The sequence below is a fragment of the Shewanella sp. WXL01 genome (genome assembly GCF_012263345.1).
GTDB lineage: Bacteria > Pseudomonadota > Gammaproteobacteria > Enterobacterales > Shewanellaceae > Shewanella > Shewanella maritima.
Genome location: NZ_JAAIKQ010000001.1, coordinates 357,501 through 375,171, shown reverse-complemented (window position 1 = coordinate 375,171; position 17,671 = coordinate 357,501). Strand labels below are relative to the sequence as shown.

Sequence of the window (17,671 nt, the reverse complement as noted above, 5' to 3'; positions counted from 1 at the left end):
TTATACCTTAATCAAAACGAAAGGAAGTCCTGTTTCACAACTAATTACAAATAATTACTCTGTAGTGGTGACTAATGTTAATGGAATGTGCTAAATATGTTACCGAAGCAACAAAGATTGCTATAACACATCCAAAATAAACCAACATTATTCCAATTTTTTGTGGCCCATTATGGAAACTCATTTGAGTGACGGTCGACAATAAATTGATACAGATACAAGGAAGAAGTTGTGAAAACAAAACTCTCTATTGCCATTTCGGCGGCACTTATTTCAAGTGCGACCTATGCCAACTATCAAGGCGCTAAATACGCACCTGAATTACTTTCAGTAGAAAACAATAATCAACCAAGCGTTCGTACTAATAATATTACCGCACCTCAGCGATTCATCGTTGAGCTTGAGTCACCAGCTGTTGCTATGTACCAGGGTGGTATCGACAACTTAGCAGCTACTGCAATAAAAAAACCAACAGACAAAATTAACTTACAAGGTGCCCCAGTAAAAAACTACGCATCTTTCCTTGCACAAGAACAATCTCAATTTGTTAGTCAGTTAAGTCAAGTATCACCAAATTCAAAAGTTGAACGTCAGTTTAAGACGCTATTCAATGGTGTAACCGTTGTCGGACAAGGTTTGTCTGCTGAGAAGTTAGCTTCAATGTCTGGCGTAAAGGCTGTTTACCCAGAAAGAATGTACGAAGTCAGCATGGATGCCTCGCATGACGTGATCAACAGCGAGGCAATCTGGAACACGTTAAATGGTATGGAGAATGCCGGTAAAGGCATGCGTGTAGCAGTAATTGATGGTGGTATCCGTCCCGAAAATCCAATGTTTGGCGACGAAGGTTTTGAAGCACCAACAGGTGATTTGCCAACAGATGACTACTGTGCAACGGTTGATGCAACGTTCTGTAACAACAAGTTAATCGTAGCGCGCTGGTCCCAACCAACCTTCCCAGTGTGTGCCGATGAGTACATGAGTCCACTTGGATTTGGTGGTCACGGTACTCACGTTGCAGGCACCGCAGTAGGTAACAGAGTAGATATTACATACCGTGGTAATGATGTGACTATTGCTGGTGTGGCACCAGCGGCATACTTAATGTCATATAAAGCACTATATACCAACACTGCATGTGAACGTGGTAGCGGTTCTAACATCATGCTAATGGAAGCATTAGAGCACGCAGCAAATGACGGCGCAGATGTAATCAACAACTCTTGGGGCGGCGGCGCGGGCGCTGATCCTGCTAGCAGTCCATACAAAAGCATGTTTGAAGCTGCAGAAGCGGCTGGAATCGTTGTAGTAAGCGCTGCTGGTAATGATGGTAATGGCGCTAAGACAATTGGTTGTCCTGCTTGTATCGAATCTGGTATCTCTGTAGCAAACAGCACTCATGGTCGCTTCTTCGCCAACAGCTTTAACGCCGGCGGTGACGACTTGCTAGCTATTCCTGGCTCAGATACTGTTATTGATATGGATGTTAGCGCACCTATCATTGCTGCTCGTAATCTCGATGCCGAGAACTTTGAAGGCTGTGAACCGTTCGCAACAGACTCTTTCAAAGATGGTATTGCGCTAATTTCACGTGGTGCTTGTGCATTTAGTACTAAAGCTGAAAATGCGATGAATGCTGGCGCTAAAGCGCTAGTTGTATATAACAGCAACCCTGGTGCGCCAATCATTATGTCTATGCCTGGTGTAACTTTCCCTTCTGTCATGATTTCAAATGCAGATGGATTAGCTGTCGAAGCAAGCTTAGGTGAAAGCGAAGAAGCAATCACAGGTGTTGTCGGTTCTGAAGTTAAGCGTATTGTAGATACTCTACTAGCAGACACCATCAACGCTTCTAGTTCTCGAGGTCCTAACGGAAACGAAAACATCTTAAAACCTGATTTAGCCGCTCCAGGAACAAACATCTTGTCGGCTTATTCTCCTGATGATGGCGGAGCTGGTCTAGACTATGCAGCGATTTCAGGCACAAGTATGGCAAGCCCACATGTGGCAGGTGCAGCAGCGCTATTAGCTCAAATGCACCCTGACTGGTCAGCCAACGACATTAAGACTGCACTAACCTCTACTTCAAAACTTGACGGCATTTTAGATGATGATGCCCAAACCCCTGCATCACCGTTTGCCACAGGTGCCGGTCGCATGGACCTTGATGCTGCAGCTAAAGCAGTATTAACGTTTGACAAGCCATCTGTTGCATCTGACTCATGTGTTGGTATGTGTACATTCACCCGAACTGTATACAACAAGAGCGAAGAAGCTACTTCTTGGAGTTTATCTGCTAAGTCGGATGCTGCAGGTATAACGGTAATGCCTTCAACTCTTGACTTAGAGCCAGGTGCTTCTGCAGAAATCACTGTTATGGTTGACTCAACCTTCAGCACATATGGCGAATGGATCTTTGGTAACATCATGCTCACCAGCGCAAGTCATCAAGATGCCCATCTACCATTAGCTGTTCTTGCTCAAGAGTCTAGTGATTCATCACTTATCTCAACATTTACCCCAGATACTGATATCACTACAGAGGATAGCTTTGAGGTTGTGTCAGTACTAAACAATACACGTTTTGAAAACACTGTTACTTTTACGGCTAAACTCCCAGAAGGCACTGAGCTTACTTCAGCTGATGACGTAACCGTAGCCGTTACAAATGGTGTCCAAAACGGATTTAGCGTCAATGAAAGTACCGGAACGCTGACTTGGGTTGGTAACCTAGAGTTGCCAGAAATGGTTGCACAAAAAGGTACCGGTTCTTATCCAAATATTCTTGGCTTAGGGCTTGGTTATACGCCGCCTTGCGCTGACGGTTGTGATGAAACTAGCTTCACATTCAATTTGCCAGCGTTTAAGTATAATGGCCAAGAGTACACTCAGTTAACGATGTCAGATAACGGTTTGGTTATTCCTGGCGGTGGGACAACGTCAGGTACATACGCTAATAAGGAACTGCCTGATTCAGGTAACCCAAATAACATCGTAGCTCCTTTCTGGGCTGACTTTGACTTGTCAGACGGCACTGCTGGTGACACTGGCGGCGGTACTGTGTCTATTGATATCGTAGGTACTGCAACTGACAGCTGGGTTGTGGTTGAATGGAATGATGCCCAACTATGGAACGATCCGTCAGGCGATCAATATAGCTTTAGTGTTTGGTTCAAAACAGGTGAAACAGAAGAAGTTACCTTTAACTACTTCAAGGTGCCAAATATGCCAAGTAACGTGACAATTGGTGCCGAAAATATCGGTGGTACTATTGGTACGACGTTCCACTACAACGGCAATGGTGACACTGTAGCCCCTGACGATTTTGTCTCAATTGGCTCATCTTCTGCGGGTCAAGTTCAGTTAAGCTATATGGCAAAGGGAACAACGTTTGCTCTTCTAGATTCAGATAATGTGACAGTTGAAGAAGATAGTGAAGTAGAGCTGAATGTCCGTGAAAATGACAAAGACATGGAGCAAAAAGTAGCTAGAACTCAAGTGACTGCTGACGGCATCACGGCTAAGGCTCAGCGCCTAATTGATGTTTTAGCTTCAGGTGATGTAACAAATGTAGCTATCGTAGATCAACCAGCAAATGGTACTGCAACTCTGAGCTCAGAAGGTGTCTTAAAATATGTTCCGAATGCAGACTTCTTCGGTAAAGACATGTTAACTTACACCGCTGAGGATGCTGCAGGAACCAAATCAGAGCCAACAACAGTTTACTTAACAGTAACAAATGTAAATGATGCTCCTACTGTTTCTGTTGCGGATAAGAATGCTGTTGCAGCTCTGCCTGTGACATTGTCCGCATCTGGTTCTGATGCTGACAATGACGATCTGACGTACACTTGGACGCAAACAAGCGGTTCATCAGTGAGCTTTACAAACGGTGGCTCTTCAATTAGCTTCACTGCTCCAGCAGAAGTAGGTAAGTTAACATTCACAGTGACCGCGAACGATGGCACAGTGAGTAGTGCTGAAGCCACAGCGACTGTTGATGTGGAAGCTCAATACGATGAAGGCGGTAGCTCTCTAGGTTGGTTAACTGCACTATTGCTACCAGTTGCTGCATTACGTCGTCGTAACCGTAAGCACTAATCAATACTGATGCAAACCAACTAGAGTAGTTAATACTCGTTAAAGTAAAAGCCAGTGGCATTTTTTGCTACTGGCTTTTTTATTTTCCCTGCGGTCATCCCAAAGACTCCAGCATTTCAAGGCTTCTCTGGATTACTCCAATAAATCCCCAGCCACAAGCTCTTTCTAAGCGATTACATCCAGCATCAAGCCTTAGCTGTGACATTTCCCGCAGAATTCTTTAGAATCACAGCATCATTCATTATCCGTACGACAGCAATGCACTTAAGCCAACTGACTCAGACAATTTTTGACCACCTTTACCGCGACATTCATGAATTTCGTAGCACCTTCGATCTGCCAGTAGCGAATGCTAGCTCACTAGATAGCCAGGCAGATGCATTGCATACTTCATTAATCATTGAAGAAATGACTGAGTTAGCTGAGGCCGATTGCCGTGTTGAGCAAGCTGACGCCATTGTTGACTCTGTGTATGTATTAATGGGCCGCCTAGTACACCTTGGCCACGATAAGATTGAAGACAACCTTGCCATTAACTATCTGATTGATGTGCTGCTTAATGTGGCCAAAAACCGTGAGATTGACTTCATTACCTGCTGGGATGAAGTCCACTCAAGTAACATGAGTAAAGTATGTCGCAACCAGCAAGAGCTAGACGAAACGATCGCAGCCTACGCTAAGCAAGGCATAGAAATTGTGGGAACACAAAAAGGCGAATTCTTGATTGCTAAATGCGCTAAAGATGTCGATATGGCTGGTAAAAAGGTGAAAAAAGGCAAGGTACTAAAATCTGTTTATTACCGCCCAGCAGATCTAGCTAAGCTAGTGCAAAACTAACCAAAGCAGACACTGCCAACAAAAAATGCAAGATACCTAAAAGGTCATCTTGCATTTTTTATTAAGAAGTCGCTAAAGAAACCACTTACACCAAATAATCAGCTCCAAGCGCTACAAACAAGGCAAAGCCTGCCCAGTTATTATTAAGGAATGCTTTAAAACATGGCGCGCGCTCACGGCCATAAATTAGGTATTGTTGATAACTACTAAAAGCGATGAAAGTGACGATACCTAGGCCGTATACTAAGCCACGCTCTGCCGACAATCCTGCCATAATAAAGCAAGCTAGCGCAGCTAGTTGAAATGCGCCAATCCATTGTCTGTCAAAACGGCCAAATAGAATTGCCGTCGACTTAATCCCCACCTTTAAATCATCATCTCTATCTACCATGGCGTACATGGTGTCGTAAGCCACCGTCCAGCACCAGTTAGCAGCAAATAGCCACCAGGCTTCAACGGGTACTTCACCAAGCTGGGCAGCATACGCCATTGGGATCGACCAGCTCCACACTATGCCCAAGAACATTTGTGGCATATTGGTTACCCGCTTCATATACGGGTACATAATGGTGAGAATAATGCCGACCACAGATAACTGCACCACCAGCGGATTTAACATCAAAACTAAGCTAAATGCCGTTAGACCCAGCACCACAAATAAGGTTAAGGCTTGTTTTGGTGTCACTTCACCAGACACTAGCGGGCGCGTTTTGGTGCGCTCAACGTGGGCATCGAGCTTACGGTCAGCATAGTCGTTAATAATGCAGCCATTGGCTCGCATCAATACCACCCCAATCACAAAAATCACCAGCACCTTTATATCTGGCATACCACCAGCGGCAAGCACCAGCGCCATCATGCAAGGCCACATCAGCAGCAAGGTACCGATTGGGCGGTCAATGCGCATTAAGCGTGCGTAAGCGTGTAATTTATCCCGTAACAACATCAGTGTTTTCTCCATTGAACACTTGTACTTTTTATATGCCTACTTAGGGTCTCAATTGAACTTAACAAGCTTCTAGCTTCGCTAACGAGACTAACAGCCATTTGCTGCCAAAATCAAAAAAGTTAACCTGAATGCGCGCCTTTTCACCAGTACCTTCAAAGTTGGTGACGATACCCTCGTTAAACTTAAAATGCTTCACCTTCTGCCCGATAGTAAAACCCGTTCTATTTGCTGGGCCACTGGTACCTAAGCTACTACCAAAACTCGGGCTGGCTTGAGAAGGAAAACGCTGGCTGATTGATGGTGACACCTGAGCGCGCAGGCGAATTTGCTCAACATACTTTTCAGGAATTTCGCCGATAAAACGCGATGGTGATGCGTAATCTTCGCGGCCATACATACGGCGTGACTCAGCATAACTAATGTAGAGTTTTTGCATCGCTCGGGTCATGCCTACATAGCAAAGACGACGCTCTTCATCGAGTCTATCGCCCTCTTCCAATGCCATCTTGCTTGGGAAAATACCTTCCTCGACGCCCGACATAAACACCATAGGGAACTCAAGACCTTTAGCTGAGTGCAACGTCATTAACTGCACTGCATCAGTAAACTCGTCAGCCTGACCTTCACCCGCTTCTAGTGCCGCATGAGATAAAAACGCATTCAGCTCGCCCATATCCTCAAGCTCTTCAGGCATTTCAAAACTGCGAGCTGCCGTGACTAGCTCGTTTAAGTTTTCAATTCTCGCTTGCGCCTTTTCACCTTTTTCAGCCTCGTACATAGCGCGCAGGCCTGAGCGGTCAATCACGCTATCTGTCATACGATACAGCAGCATGTCTTCAGTATCGGTTTTTAGGGTGATGATTAAATCCATAAAGTTGCGCACCGCGTTAGCTGCACGGCCTGCAAGGACTTTTTCTTCAAGCAAACGCAAACATGCTTGCCACAAGGTCAATTGATGTTGCCTTGCGGTGTTACGGATAATCTCAACTGTGCGATCACCAATACCGCGAGTCGGCGTATTCACAATACGCTCAAAGGCGGCATCATCATCACGATTGTTGATAAGACGCATATACCCCATGGCATCTTTAATCTCTTGACGCTCGAAGAAGCGCAAACCGCCATAAATACGGTACGGTAAGCCCTTATGTAAGAAGGCTTCTTCCAATACCCGCGACTGAGCATTAGAGCGATATAAGATGGCGCAATCACTTAAGCTGCCACCTTTATCTTGCCAATCAATAATTCGCCCAACGATAAAGCGCGCTTCATCCATCTCGTTAAAAGCGCAGTACACTGAGATTGGCTCGCCATCTTTATCTTCAGTCCATAGCTTTTTCCCTAAGCGATCCGGGTTGTTGGCGATCAGATCGTTCGATGCATTAAGAATATTGGCTGTTGAGCGATAGTTTTGCTCCAAGCGGATGGTTTCAGCGCCCGGAAAATCACTTAAAAACTTATGCAGGTTTTCAATCTGTGCACCGCGCCAGCCGTAAATCGACTGGTCGTCATCACCTACAATCATCACATTGGCGCTATTGCCGGCCAACACGCGAATCCAGGCATATTGAATAGCGTTAGTATCCTGGAATTCGTCCACCAGAATATGCTTAAAACGCTCTTGATAATGCGCCAATAAATGCGGTTTATTGAGCCATAACTCATGGGCGCGCAGCAGGATTTCAGCAAAATCTACCAAGCCTGCTCTATCGCAAGACTCCTGATAAATCTTGTAGATATTTAATAAATTTTGCTCAATCGGGAAGCCGCCAGCATCAATATGCTTAGGGCGCAAACCCTGATCTTTTTTACCGTTAATGTAGTGCGCAGCTTGGCGTGGAGGATACTGCTTCTCATCAAGGTTTAAGGTTTTCAAAATACGTTTGATTAAACGTACCTGATCGTCAGAATCAATAATCTGGAAAGTTTGCGGCAAGTTAGCGTCTTGATAATGGGTGCGCAGCAAGCGGTGAGCTAGGCCATGGAAAGTACCAATCCACATACGCCCCATGTTGCTGCCAACTACGTTCTCTACCCGCTCGCGCATTTCTGCCGCAGCTTTATTGGTAAAGGTTACCGCCAAAATAGAATAAGGACTTTGCTGTTCAACTTGCATCAGCCAGGCAATACGATGCGTCAGCACCCGAGTTTTACCACTACCTGCACCAGCAAGTACTAACATGTTTGAAAGGGGTGCGCCGACCGCTTCACGCTGTTTGTCGTTTAAGCCGTCGAGTAAAGATGATACGTCCATTATTCCTCCAAGATTATCGGCGGGCATTATATCAGTTGCAGCCAAGTAGGAGCTATTTATCTTAGGCATAAAAAAACGAGCCTAAGCTCGTTCTTTATTCTCAAAAGCTAGCTGTACTGACAATTAACAGCAGCTAGGATTAATCTCGGCAGCAACTACTGAAATTTCAACCAACAATGCATCGCGCGCCATTTTTGCTTCAACACAAGCACGAGCAGGTGCATGGCCTTCAGGTACCCAAGCATCCCAAACTTGGTTCATTTCAGCAAAGTAGCACATGTCTTTTACGTAAATCGTCGCTGATAGCATGTGCTTACGCGAGCTGCCAGCTTGTTCAAGCAAGGCATCGACTTTATCCAGCATGGTTTGGGTTTGCTCTTTAATATCTTTAGTGGCATCCGCGCAAACCTGACCACAAAGGTAAATGGTGCCATTGTGCTTAACAATGCGGCTCATACGTGCGCCAGTTTCTAGACGTTCAATCATGGTGAAATCTCTCTTGGGTTAATTGCCGCCAGTATAACAAAGTCTATTTAGGTAGGGCGTGTTGATCTTTCAAGATTATTTTTGCAGCTGCTTGTTGGAAATTTATACAAGGCAACGACTTTGATGTGTGGTTGTTCCACATGATAAGTCGTTAACGCAGTAGAAATGACAACAAGCGCTGCCGGAACGGTTCGTTTAAAAGCACTTTTCTCTGCGTTGCGAGCCACTTGTTTAGTCGACTAAACTGCATAGCTCGCGTATTGATTAAAGTGCTTTTAATTCGAACAAATTCTAATCAGCAAAGATCAACACGCCCTAGTCACTAACAGTCTTAGTAGCTTAACTGCAAACGCTTAAGGTAGGCTCAATCCTTCGACCTCAAAGCTCAGCGCCTCATTGGTAACAGGGTCGATATAACTTAACTTTTTAGCGAGCAGCTGCATTGGATTAACAAAATCTAGGGATTTGGGTTGCAGCTCAGGGTAGAACTTATCATCAAGTAGCGGCATACCAAGGCTTTGCATATGCACACGTAATTGATGCATCTTGCCAGTAATAGGGCTTAACTCGAACAAGCCATAATCACCTTTAATCTCAACCAGACTAATTTCAGAATGAGTATTCGCCTCACCTTCTACTACCCGCATGGTAAAACTTGGCTCACCGCGCTTGAGGCGATTTTTTACCGTCCAGTGCAGAGGCAAAGCTATTTCGCCTTGCTGATATTCAAACAAAATTTGCTTTGTTAGCTTTGCCACCGCTTGATAGCGCTTATCGATATTGCCATCTAAAAACAGCTGATGATATTGATGACGTGTTTCAGGCTTGGTCGTAAGCAGTATAATGCCAGCGGTGTCCTTATCTAAACGATGTGCAGGTGCGACAGTATCGATACCCGTTGTTTTGCGCACTCGATGGATCAGACATTCATTAACGTAATTTCCACCAGGCGTCACAGGTAAAAAATGCGGTTTAAACACCACAATGCTGTGGTCATTTTGAAATAAAATCCGTTCTTTAAACGGCACCCTAGTTTCAGACTCCACCTCGCGGTAATAGTAAACTCGCTTAGTCGCAACATAAGCTGTAGTGGCCGTAATCAAATTACCATCTTGCCAATGCACCTTGCCTTGCGTAATACGCTCTGCCCAAACTTCAGCTGAGATCTGATTAAACTTCCACTTCAAAAAATCCGCCACAAATTCAAACCTATTGCCATTAAGCTCACTGTCGCGAGGCAACACCACATAAGAAGGCTGGGCAGCAATTGCAGATTGGTTATTTTGCGGCAAAGAATTGTTAGAAGCAGAAGTCATTAGTTAACCAGAATTAGGTTCAAAAAGTGGTTTTTATAAAAATGCCGCAACCCAAACTAGGCTGCGGCAGATAAGCATATCAAATTTTTGCGGTCTGATATCCGATTTGTAACCTACACATCTACATGCGACTTAAGCAGCTGCAGCACGAAGTCTAGCGTCTTGCGGCAGTTTGGTTGATCCGCCAACATAATCTTGTCGCGGTTATACATGGGTAACACCTCAAGCCAACGCTGGCTGACCCAAGACGCATCTTCTAAATGAATTGAGGAGTATAAATCTAGCAGCTCAGGGTTTACTTGATAAAACTGCTCCAGCGCTGCGCTGATGATTTCAAACTCGCCGCTTATAGGTTCTTGTCGCCAGTTAGGGCATGCCAAAGTACGCGCTGTATAAGTGCCATTTCTATGCTGACCAACCGATAAGATTTTAATGCGTTGATGCCCTTCCAGTACAACACAAAGTGAGCCAGATTCAGTCTGATTAAAGTCGATGATCCGACATTCAGTAGCCGTGATATAACAAGGAAGATCTGCATTCTTACGCTCTGCACCAAACGCTAGCGGAAAATGCCCTTTCAGCACGCGAGCAATTTGCTTAAGTTCACCTGGCGAGACAATTTCAATCTCTAACCGTCCGCTCGGCAGCAGAACAGCGTCTTGAACAATTAGTGCCATTTCTTGAGATTGCATGGGAACCTCCTTACCAACATCAACTTACAATACGCTTCAAATACCTTAAAAGGTGCAAATGCAGGCAAATTATTGGTAACTCATTGGGCTAGCGATTTATGTCATTTACATTAGCCAGCATATTGATAAGTGTAGCAGCGAGAGCCAATTCAACAACAATCTCAACTACGATCAGTGACAACTCAATGTTCAAGTGTCAGCTAACGAATTGTCTTAATTCCCTACCATCGCAACACTTACCTGCTATTGAATTAGACCAGAAAAAACACCCAAAAGTTGCACGCGAGTTCTACCTCCACATTTAGGGCACTGTCAGCGATAGGCAGCCTGCTGCAAACAGTCAGTGGTAAACCGCTAGCCCTAAACAGTCAAATTAGAGGATGCCAAAGAACCGCAAGAAGAGCACTGGGAAGCACTATATGAAATAAGATTTGCTGGGAGCTAGCCCAAAAAAGTTCAAGAAAATCTGTTACAAAGCTTCAAAACGATCGTACTCGATCTGCTGTTTATCCATAAGTTTGATCGCAAGCTTAAGTTGATCTGTAGCTAGCCTGACACAATAGCCGCAATCTGAAGACAAGTGCCGCGGCACCGGGATAACCTTGCACTCGATTTGGTTAAGAGCTAACAACTTTGATGTCCAAATCGCATAGTTATTTGAAAAGAACAAAGCCACACTGTAGTGACTAGCAGGCTCAACACCGCTATCACTAATTACTTGTTGCGTGCTTGCTGCAGTCATTCGCGCTCTCCTTAAGTTCTGCTATTTCGTTAAGTGCAACAACTAAACTTTCAACATCTTCGGTGGTGGAATACATACCAAATGAAACCCGCACCGTCCCTTGTGGATACGTCCCTAATGCTTGATGCGCTAGCGGCGCGCAGTGTAGGCCAATACGCGTATCAATTTGGTAGTTCTCAGCCAGTAAATAACCGACTTCTGATGAGCTAATACCGCGCAAATTAAACGAAATTGTGCCAGTGGCTACTTGGCTAGCGGCAAGGTAGGTCTCAATAACATCGTACTGGGCTGCCAGTTGATAAAAATGCTCAACCAGAGCCTGTTTGTGCTTTGCTATGTTAACTATGCCTCGCTCTGATAATTCACCAAGCGCCGCATTCAATCCAGCAATTGCAGGCATATTGTGAGTACCGCTTTCATACTTATCGGGTAGAAAATCAGGCTGTAGAACCTTGTCCGATAAACTGCCGGTACCGCCAAACTTTAATGGCCGCATTTGCGATATATCAAACTCATCGTTAATAACCAACGCGCCTAATCCCATTGGCCCATACAGGCCTTTATGGGCAGGAAAGGCAATCAAATCAATGCCTGTTGCAGATATATCGATAGGCACAGTGCCGACTGACTGCGAAGCATCGCATATCGATAGTAAGTTATGTTTACTGGCAAATTGGGCAAAAGTTAGCAATGGCAAAAGATTACCAAACACGTTAGAGCTGTGATTAAACACCACAGCCCGCGTGTTTGGTTTAAGGCAAGCTTCAAGAGAGGCTAGGTCATAATCAAACACTTGACCCGCAGCCGTTTTAACGGCCTTGGCAATGGTTAACTCAATAACCCCTTGCTGTTGCAACGCTTTCAAAGGGCGAATGGTACTATTGTGCTCAAACTCAGTGGTAATTACATGGTCGCCCTGTTTGAGCGTTCCTAATATGGCTTGATTAAGCGCCTCAGTAGCTGAGCCCGTGAAAATTACCCTCATGGGGTTATTTACCCCAAGCAAACTGGCTAGTTTTTCACGGGCATCAAACAATACAGACCCCGCAGCAATTGCCCCATCATGAGCTGCGCGCCCAGAGCTACAGCCGACTTGAGTCATAAACTCAGTCACTGCCGTAACAACACTTTCCGGTTTTGGGAAAGTGGTTGCGGCATTATCAAGGTATATCCGTTTATGGCTCATGACGTCACTTCTCGACTATTACTAACTTATATTGCTAACTTAGCTTTGATTACTGAACTTTGATTACTGAACATGGATGATGATGTCATCGCCCTCATTCTCGATGCTTGGCACAATATTGTGCTTGTCTTTCAGCATCCGAGTGATCCGCTCAAGTGCGACTGGGTTATCCACCAGCACTTTAAAATCTTGAGCAACTTCCAAAGCCTGCATGGTCAGCACCACAGGTGTTGGGCAGCTTAGCCCTCTAGCATCAACTGTTTTCATATTAATCCCCCTAATCGAACTTGAACTTAGTACGCATAGCAAAGCCAATTGCCAACACAAATACCAAACCTATTACCACAGCATACGGCGCGTACGGGGTAATGCCCTTAGGCGAGCTTGCCAGCATAAAGTTGTGAGCAACACCTGCGCCCATGATCATGCCCATTACAAATACCGCAGCGTCACTGTCACCTTCACCAGCCAATATGAGCTGACGACCAGGGCAACCACCAGCCATAACGAACGCCGCGCCAGCTAAAATCATCCCAAGGAAGTTCCACAAACTATTGGTATGGGCGATGGGCTGACCGTCAAAGCCCGGGTTGAATTGACCCAATGCAAAGTTAGCGATAAAGGCAAAAATCAGCAGTGACACAACACCAGAGATTAAGTGAAAATCACGGGCAACAAACACGTCACGAATAGCACCCATAGTGCAAAAACGGCTACGCTGGGCGAGGCCACCAATCAGCAAACCTGCGCCGATACTGAGCCACATCGGGGCGTGCATAGCACCTGGGCCTTTAACGCTTTCAAAAATTGCATTGGCGCCAAACTTAGGGGTGAAGATGGCAAGCAACAGCAAAGCAAACATAAATGCTGGAAACACCCAACCACTGGCTTTATGCCCTTTATGAGCGCGCCCGAGCGAAAAACCATTTTTAATAAACTGACCACCAATCATGGTGCCGACGACTAACCCTAAAAAGCCGAAAATCGCGTTGCCGTCACCACCCGCTAGACGCAATAAAGTGCGCCAAGGGCAACCTAAAAACACTAACGCGCCAATCATGGCGAACATGCCTAAAAAGAAGCGAATAGTCGGCGCACTACCACCACGAGGTGAAAACTCTTTCGCCATGAGGGCAGCGACCATAGAGCCTAAAACAAAGCCCATAATTTCAGGACGTAAATACTGCACCACTGCTGCGCGGTGAAAACCTAATGCACCAGCGATATCACGTTCAAAACACGCCACACAAACGCCCATGTTTGGTGGATTACCCATAAATTGCAAAAAGGCTGCAATCAAGCCGATAACAGCGCCCACGAGGACAATACCCTTTTTAGAAGCAAAAAAGCCCATAGCTACTCCTTAAGCTGTTAGTAATACCAATTGGTATAAATAAGTGAGCAGAGATTACGCAGGAAAAACTGTTTATAACAAGGCAGGAATTGCAGCTAGCTAGTTGTTCTACCTACAAAATTTATAACGCCGTTATAGACGGTTTTAACCAGTAAGAATGATCACATACTTGTGCTGATTGGTATTCAAATACTGAACTGAATTGAATAAAAGCCTGCCGAGATCGCACACGAAACCCGTGAGCTAAATCTGGCACTATGTGCAGTAAACTTGATTATTTCCCTATGCTATGAGGAAGGGTAGAAACTGAACACTCAGTAGACCTACTGAGGGGAATAACAGACAGATGTATCTATTACCTGTGGCTAAATCATTGAATATAAAAAGACAAAAGTGTGTGAGCTATTTCAAACTCTTTTTGGTTCAGCAATTGGTGATATTTCAGGCTGTGATTCAGTTCAACAAAACTGGTGAGTTATTAAGCAGTAGTGAAATTATAGGTTACTTAATAAGTGAATAAATACATCTGCAAAGTTACATGGAGCGGCTAAACAACTGCCAGCTCCGTTGTGTTCATCAAAATAATGTTTGCTATTAGGCGAGGAATAATTTTTCTGCTCTAAACCCCCTGAATGCGCGACAATATCCGCCCTGATGCAATTAGCTCTTTAAGCTCATCCACTAGCTGCTGACTCGCCTCTACGCTCTCTAGCCAGAACTTGATCCGCGTTTGGGTATCCAGTTTTGAGAAATCATCTCTATCAGGAATTTTCCTCTCTGATAACTTGCTCACGAACTCATCGGTTGGCGCCAGTATCACCGCATTGTGCAGATTGGCTTTTGCTTTACGCCACTTTAGCGATTTATCAAACCAGCCGGGGCTGATTGATGGGAAAAAATGCGGAAATAGACTTAAACCAGTTGAAGTTGGCATTGGCATATCAAAGTGATAATCGGTAATGCCGCCATCATAATATTTACCTTTGGGCAGCCCAGGAATATCATCCACTGAGTTAAGCACCAACGGGATTGAGCCAGTAGCAGTGAGCACCTGCTTTAGATTCTCAGGAGCTAACTTAGCTTGCTGAGTAGGTAAATCGGTCAAACGCCCAAACGGTGAGGCATGGTCTTGATGACTGACAACCACGCGCTGATAGTGCATGTCTAAACTGCTGCGACTAATAGCGTTAGTTAGCGCAGTTAAACCTAAACCCAAAGCTAAGCCGACTTTGGCATTGATTTTATTTAGCCCACGAGCGCGGTTAACCACAAAGTGCGAGCGCACAATAGGGTTAGCGAGAATATCCGCCCCTTGCTGCTCACCCAGTACCGCATTAAGAATATTAATCACCTGCGCAGATACTTCCGCGCGCGATGGCGGCGCTTCATAGCTTTGATGCACATAGTGCTCAATTAAACGCTCATAGGCCGCATGCGGGTCTTGTTGCGCAAAACAGGCTAGTCGCCATGCGCCAGATGATGCACCCATGCTGTAAATTGGGTCTTCACGCTCCGCAAAAAACTCACTGAACAAGTACTGGTCTAAACGCGCCAGCGATAACCATTTTGGCCCACCCGATGCGGCAAACAGCTGAGTAAATAACGACTGCTGAAATCCATGTTGCTCTATTTGTTGTAGCGCTGTGGCACCAGCCAAAATTTGTAACGCAGGCAAATGTACTTCCTTATAACACTATGAGTTAAAAACAGATTTATACACTATCAAATCTGCTCAATCTATCAATGCGATTAAAACATTGGTCGGATAACTATTTCTTGTTAAAATCTGCCACAAATTTATAGGAGCGCAAAAAATGCCAATGTATGTTGTGGGTCATAAGATCCCTGATTCTGATTCAATTTGTGGTGCTATTGCACTGGCTTACCTAAAAAATCAAATTGATGAGCCAGCAGTAGCGACTCGTCTTGGTGATGTATCACCAGAGACTGCTTTTATTCTTGACCGTTTTGGCTTTGAAGCGCCAGCGCTTAAAGAAAGCTACGCCGGTGAAGAGGTTTACATTGTTGACCATTCAGAGCTAACTCAAGCTCCTGATGATATTAGCGACGCGACTATCGTAGGTATTGTTGATCACCACAAACTCGGTGACTTAACGACTTCTACGCCGCTTGAGTGCTGGATCCGCCCAGTTGGTTGCTCGAATACTGTAATTAAAATGATGTACGACTTCTACCAAGTAGAAATCCCTGCAAACATCGCGGGCATCATGCTTTGTGCAATCTTAAGCGACACGGTTATCTTCAAGTCGCCAACTTGCACCACAGCTGATATTCGCTGCGTAGAAGCACTAGCTGAAATCGCTGGTATTGAAGACTTCAAAGCTCTGGGCATGGAAATGTTCAAAGTGAAGTCTGCAGTAGACGGCACACCAGCTCGTGACCTTGTTATGCGCGACTTTAAAGACTTCAACATGAACGACAACCTAGTTGGTATCGGTCAACTTGAAGTCACTGACTTGTCAGTATTCGACAACATCAAAGCTGACCTTGAAGCTGACATCGCCAAACTAAAGGAAGAAGGTAACCGCCACAGCGTTATCTTACTGCTTACCGACATCATGAAAGAAGGCAGCGAAATCCTAGTGGTTTCTGACGATGCATCTATCATTGAAAAAGCCTACGGCAAGTCACTCACTGACGGCAAAGTATGGTTAGACGGTGTACTAAGCCGTAAGAAGCAAGTAGTACCGCCACTACAAGACGCTTTCGCATAAGCTAATTTGGCAAACTAAAAAAAAAGCAGAGCCTAGGCTCTGCTTTTTTGTTGCCGCTCCTTATCCCGAGCTCAGGTTACTTGAACGGACTATCCTGCAGCTTGTCTTAAACGCTCTATCAGCCATTGCCCAGCCACGCCAAGCGACTTGCGCCAAATAAGATCGATTGGCCAAGTGACGTCTTTATTACCAAAATCAAAATCTAATTCTACAAGCTTATTGTCGCTAATAGCCTGTTTCGCAAGTGCTTCAGGGTACAGAGCAAAACCGACGCCTTGAAATAACAACTGATTGAATTGATAAAAACGGTCTACGGCGATGGTATTGCTGCTGTAGCGCATGGCTTCTTGATAATCTTTAGAGGTGAAAAAGCCTTGGGGCAGCATGATCTGCCGGTATTGCTCAAGATCGTTGAGCTCAATCTCGCCGTGTAATTTGGCAAGCGCAAAATGAGGCGCGCACACTAGCTTCCAATTGATGGTATCTAGGTTCTCAAGGTTTAGACCGCGAGGCGTAACTAACCTGGTTGGAGCGATAAGAATGTCAAAGTCATCATCGTAACTTTGTAACTCCTCACCTTCAATTATATTGAGTTCAATATGTGGGTAGCGCTGTAACAGCTCACTAAAGGCCTCGGCATAAGCAGGGTAAAAGCTGTAACAATGCACGCATATGGTTAGCTTACTCTCAACCCCTTCGCTAAGCATTTGCGCATCATGCTCCATGGCAATCAACTTTGGCAGCACATCTAGTGCTTGAAAGTACAAACGCTTACCTTCATTGGTCAAGGTAGGTTTTTTACCACTATGGCGCTCAAATAAGGTGATCTCAAGGTCAAACTCTAAGTGCTGAATAGACTTATTAACCGCCGCAACACTGACTCCAAGCGCATCTGCCGCAGCAGAAAAACTGCCCTTATTGGCGACTTCTACTAGGTACTGCAATCGCTCGGTGGTTAAGATCATAAACGCCCCTGGTTGTTATATCGTGCTGCGACTACCATGCCGCCATAAGGTCGG

14 protein-coding genes are annotated in these 17,671 nt (G+C 45.1%); 3 read left to right on the top strand and 11 right to left on the bottom strand.

All coding sequences use genetic code 11. From position 1 onward, the window contains the following. The first annotated feature begins 231 nt into the window (after positions 1–231). Together G3R49_RS01505 and G3R49_RS01500 are read left to right on the top strand one after the other, a co-directional pair. Positions 232–4,101, top strand: a complete 3,870-nt coding sequence (locus G3R49_RS01505) for a S8 family serine peptidase (protein WP_165398985.1) — start codon at positions 232–234, stop codon at positions 4,099–4,101. 258 nt (positions 4,102–4,359) lie between these two features. Then, positions 4,360–4,938 (top strand): nucleoside triphosphate pyrophosphohydrolase family protein, encoded by a 579-nt coding sequence (locus tag G3R49_RS01500; protein ID WP_167868878.1) that lies wholly within the window; start codon positions 4,360–4,362, stop codon positions 4,936–4,938. Positions 4,939–5,023: 85 nt separating this feature from the next. Here G3R49_RS01500 and ubiA read toward each other — a convergent pair whose 3' ends face one another. From ubiA to G3R49_RS01450, 10 genes are all read right to left on the bottom strand, one after another. Continuing rightward, positions 5,024–5,884 (bottom strand): 4-hydroxybenzoate octaprenyltransferase, encoded by an 861-nt coding sequence (gene ubiA / locus G3R49_RS01495; protein WP_130598907.1) that lies wholly within the window; start codon positions 5,882–5,884, stop codon positions 5,024–5,026. A gap of 61 nt (positions 5,885–5,945) precedes the next feature. Continuing rightward, positions 5,946–8,141, bottom strand: coding sequence for a DNA helicase II (gene uvrD, locus G3R49_RS01490; RefSeq protein ID WP_167868437.1), 2,196 nt, complete (start codon positions 8,139–8,141; stop codon positions 5,946–5,948). Between the two features lie 123 nt (positions 8,142–8,264). Then, positions 8,265–8,627 (bottom strand): RidA family protein, encoded by a 363-nt coding sequence (locus tag G3R49_RS01485; protein WP_167868436.1) that lies wholly within the window; start codon positions 8,625–8,627, stop codon positions 8,265–8,267. 353 nt (positions 8,628–8,980) lie between these two features. Further along, positions 8,981–9,943: a pseudouridine synthase gene (locus G3R49_RS01480; RefSeq protein ID WP_167868435.1), complete on the bottom strand. Its 963-nt coding sequence runs from the start codon at positions 9,941–9,943 to the stop codon at positions 8,981–8,983. Between the two features lie 113 nt (positions 9,944–10,056). Further along, on the bottom strand, positions 10,057–10,635 hold the full coding sequence (locus G3R49_RS01475; protein WP_130598977.1) for an LON peptidase substrate-binding domain-containing protein: 579 nt from the start codon (positions 10,633–10,635) through the stop codon (positions 10,057–10,059). Between the two features lie 469 nt (positions 10,636–11,104). Next, complete coding sequence (locus G3R49_RS01470; RefSeq protein WP_167868434.1) at positions 11,105–11,377, bottom strand: DUF3343 domain-containing protein; 273 nt, start codon at positions 11,375–11,377, stop codon at positions 11,105–11,107. Continuing rightward, entirely contained in the window at positions 11,346–12,563 is a 1,218-nt protein-coding gene (locus G3R49_RS01465; RefSeq protein ID WP_167868433.1) for an aminotransferase class V-fold PLP-dependent enzyme, read from the bottom strand. Before G3R49_RS01465 ends, G3R49_RS01470 begins: the two co-directional genes overlap by 32 nt. Positions 12,564–12,626: 63 nt before the next feature. Beyond that, entirely contained in the window at positions 12,627–12,830 is a 204-nt protein-coding gene (locus G3R49_RS01460) for a sulfurtransferase TusA family protein (protein WP_207234106.1), read from the bottom strand. 10 nt (positions 12,831–12,840) lie between these two features. After that, the gene (gene yedE, locus G3R49_RS01455) at positions 12,841–13,917 is read right to left on the bottom strand and encodes a YedE family putative selenium transporter (protein WP_130598983.1); all 1,077 of its coding nucleotides are present in this window, start codon (positions 13,915–13,917) and stop codon (positions 12,841–12,843) included. 619 nt (positions 13,918–14,536) lie between these two features. Then, positions 14,537–15,592, bottom strand: coding sequence for an alpha/beta hydrolase (locus G3R49_RS01450; protein ID WP_167868432.1), 1,056 nt, complete (start codon positions 15,590–15,592; stop codon positions 14,537–14,539). A gap of 139 nt (positions 15,593–15,731) precedes the next feature. On the opposite strand from G3R49_RS01450, the gene G3R49_RS01445 reads away from it, so the two are divergent. After that, positions 15,732–16,652, top strand: a complete 921-nt coding sequence (locus G3R49_RS01445; RefSeq protein ID WP_130598987.1) for a manganese-dependent inorganic pyrophosphatase — start codon at positions 15,732–15,734, stop codon at positions 16,650–16,652. A gap of 89 nt (positions 16,653–16,741) precedes the next feature. On the opposite strand, the gene G3R49_RS01440 is transcribed toward G3R49_RS01445, so the two are convergent. Beyond that, positions 16,742–17,617 (bottom strand): LysR family transcriptional regulator, encoded by an 876-nt coding sequence (locus G3R49_RS01440; RefSeq protein ID WP_167868431.1) that lies wholly within the window; start codon positions 17,615–17,617, stop codon positions 16,742–16,744. Positions 17,618–17,671 lie beyond the last annotated feature (54 nt).

Coding starts and splice junctions, on each gene's coding strand:
- uvrD (WP_167868437.1), bottom strand. CDS start 8,141: ATGGACGTATCATCTTTACTCGACGGCTTAAACGACAAACAGCGTGAA.
- G3R49_RS01445 (WP_130598987.1), top strand. CDS start 15,732: ATGCCAATGTATGTTGTGGGTCATAAGATCCCTGATTCTGATTCAATT.
- ubiA (WP_130598907.1), bottom strand. CDS start 5,884: ATGTTGTTACGGGATAAATTACACGCTTACGCACGCTTAATGCGCATT.
- G3R49_RS01480 (WP_167868435.1), bottom strand. CDS start 9,943: ATGACTTCTGCTTCTAACAATTCTTTGCCGCAAAATAACCAATCTGCA.
- G3R49_RS01475 (WP_130598977.1), bottom strand. CDS start 10,635: ATGCAATCTCAAGAAATGGCACTAATTGTTCAAGACGCTGTTCTGCTG.
- G3R49_RS01440 (WP_167868431.1), bottom strand. CDS start 17,617: ATGATCTTAACCACCGAGCGATTGCAGTACCTAGTAGAAGTCGCCAAT.
- G3R49_RS01500 (WP_167868878.1), top strand. CDS start 4,360: ATGCACTTAAGCCAACTGACTCAGACAATTTTTGACCACCTTTACCGC.
- G3R49_RS01465 (WP_167868433.1), bottom strand. CDS start 12,563: ATGAGCCATAAACGGATATACCTTGATAATGCCGCAACCACTTTCCCA.
- G3R49_RS01470 (WP_167868434.1), bottom strand. CDS start 11,377: ATGACTGCAGCAAGCACGCAACAAGTAATTAGTGATAGCGGTGTTGAG.
- G3R49_RS01460 (WP_207234106.1), bottom strand. CDS start 12,830: ATGAAAACAGTTGATGCTAGAGGGCTAAGCTGCCCAACACCTGTGGTG.
- G3R49_RS01485 (WP_167868436.1), bottom strand. CDS start 8,627: ATGATTGAACGTCTAGAAACTGGCGCACGTATGAGCCGCATTGTTAAG.
- yedE (WP_130598983.1), bottom strand. CDS start 13,917: ATGGGCTTTTTTGCTTCTAAAAAGGGTATTGTCCTCGTGGGCGCTGTT.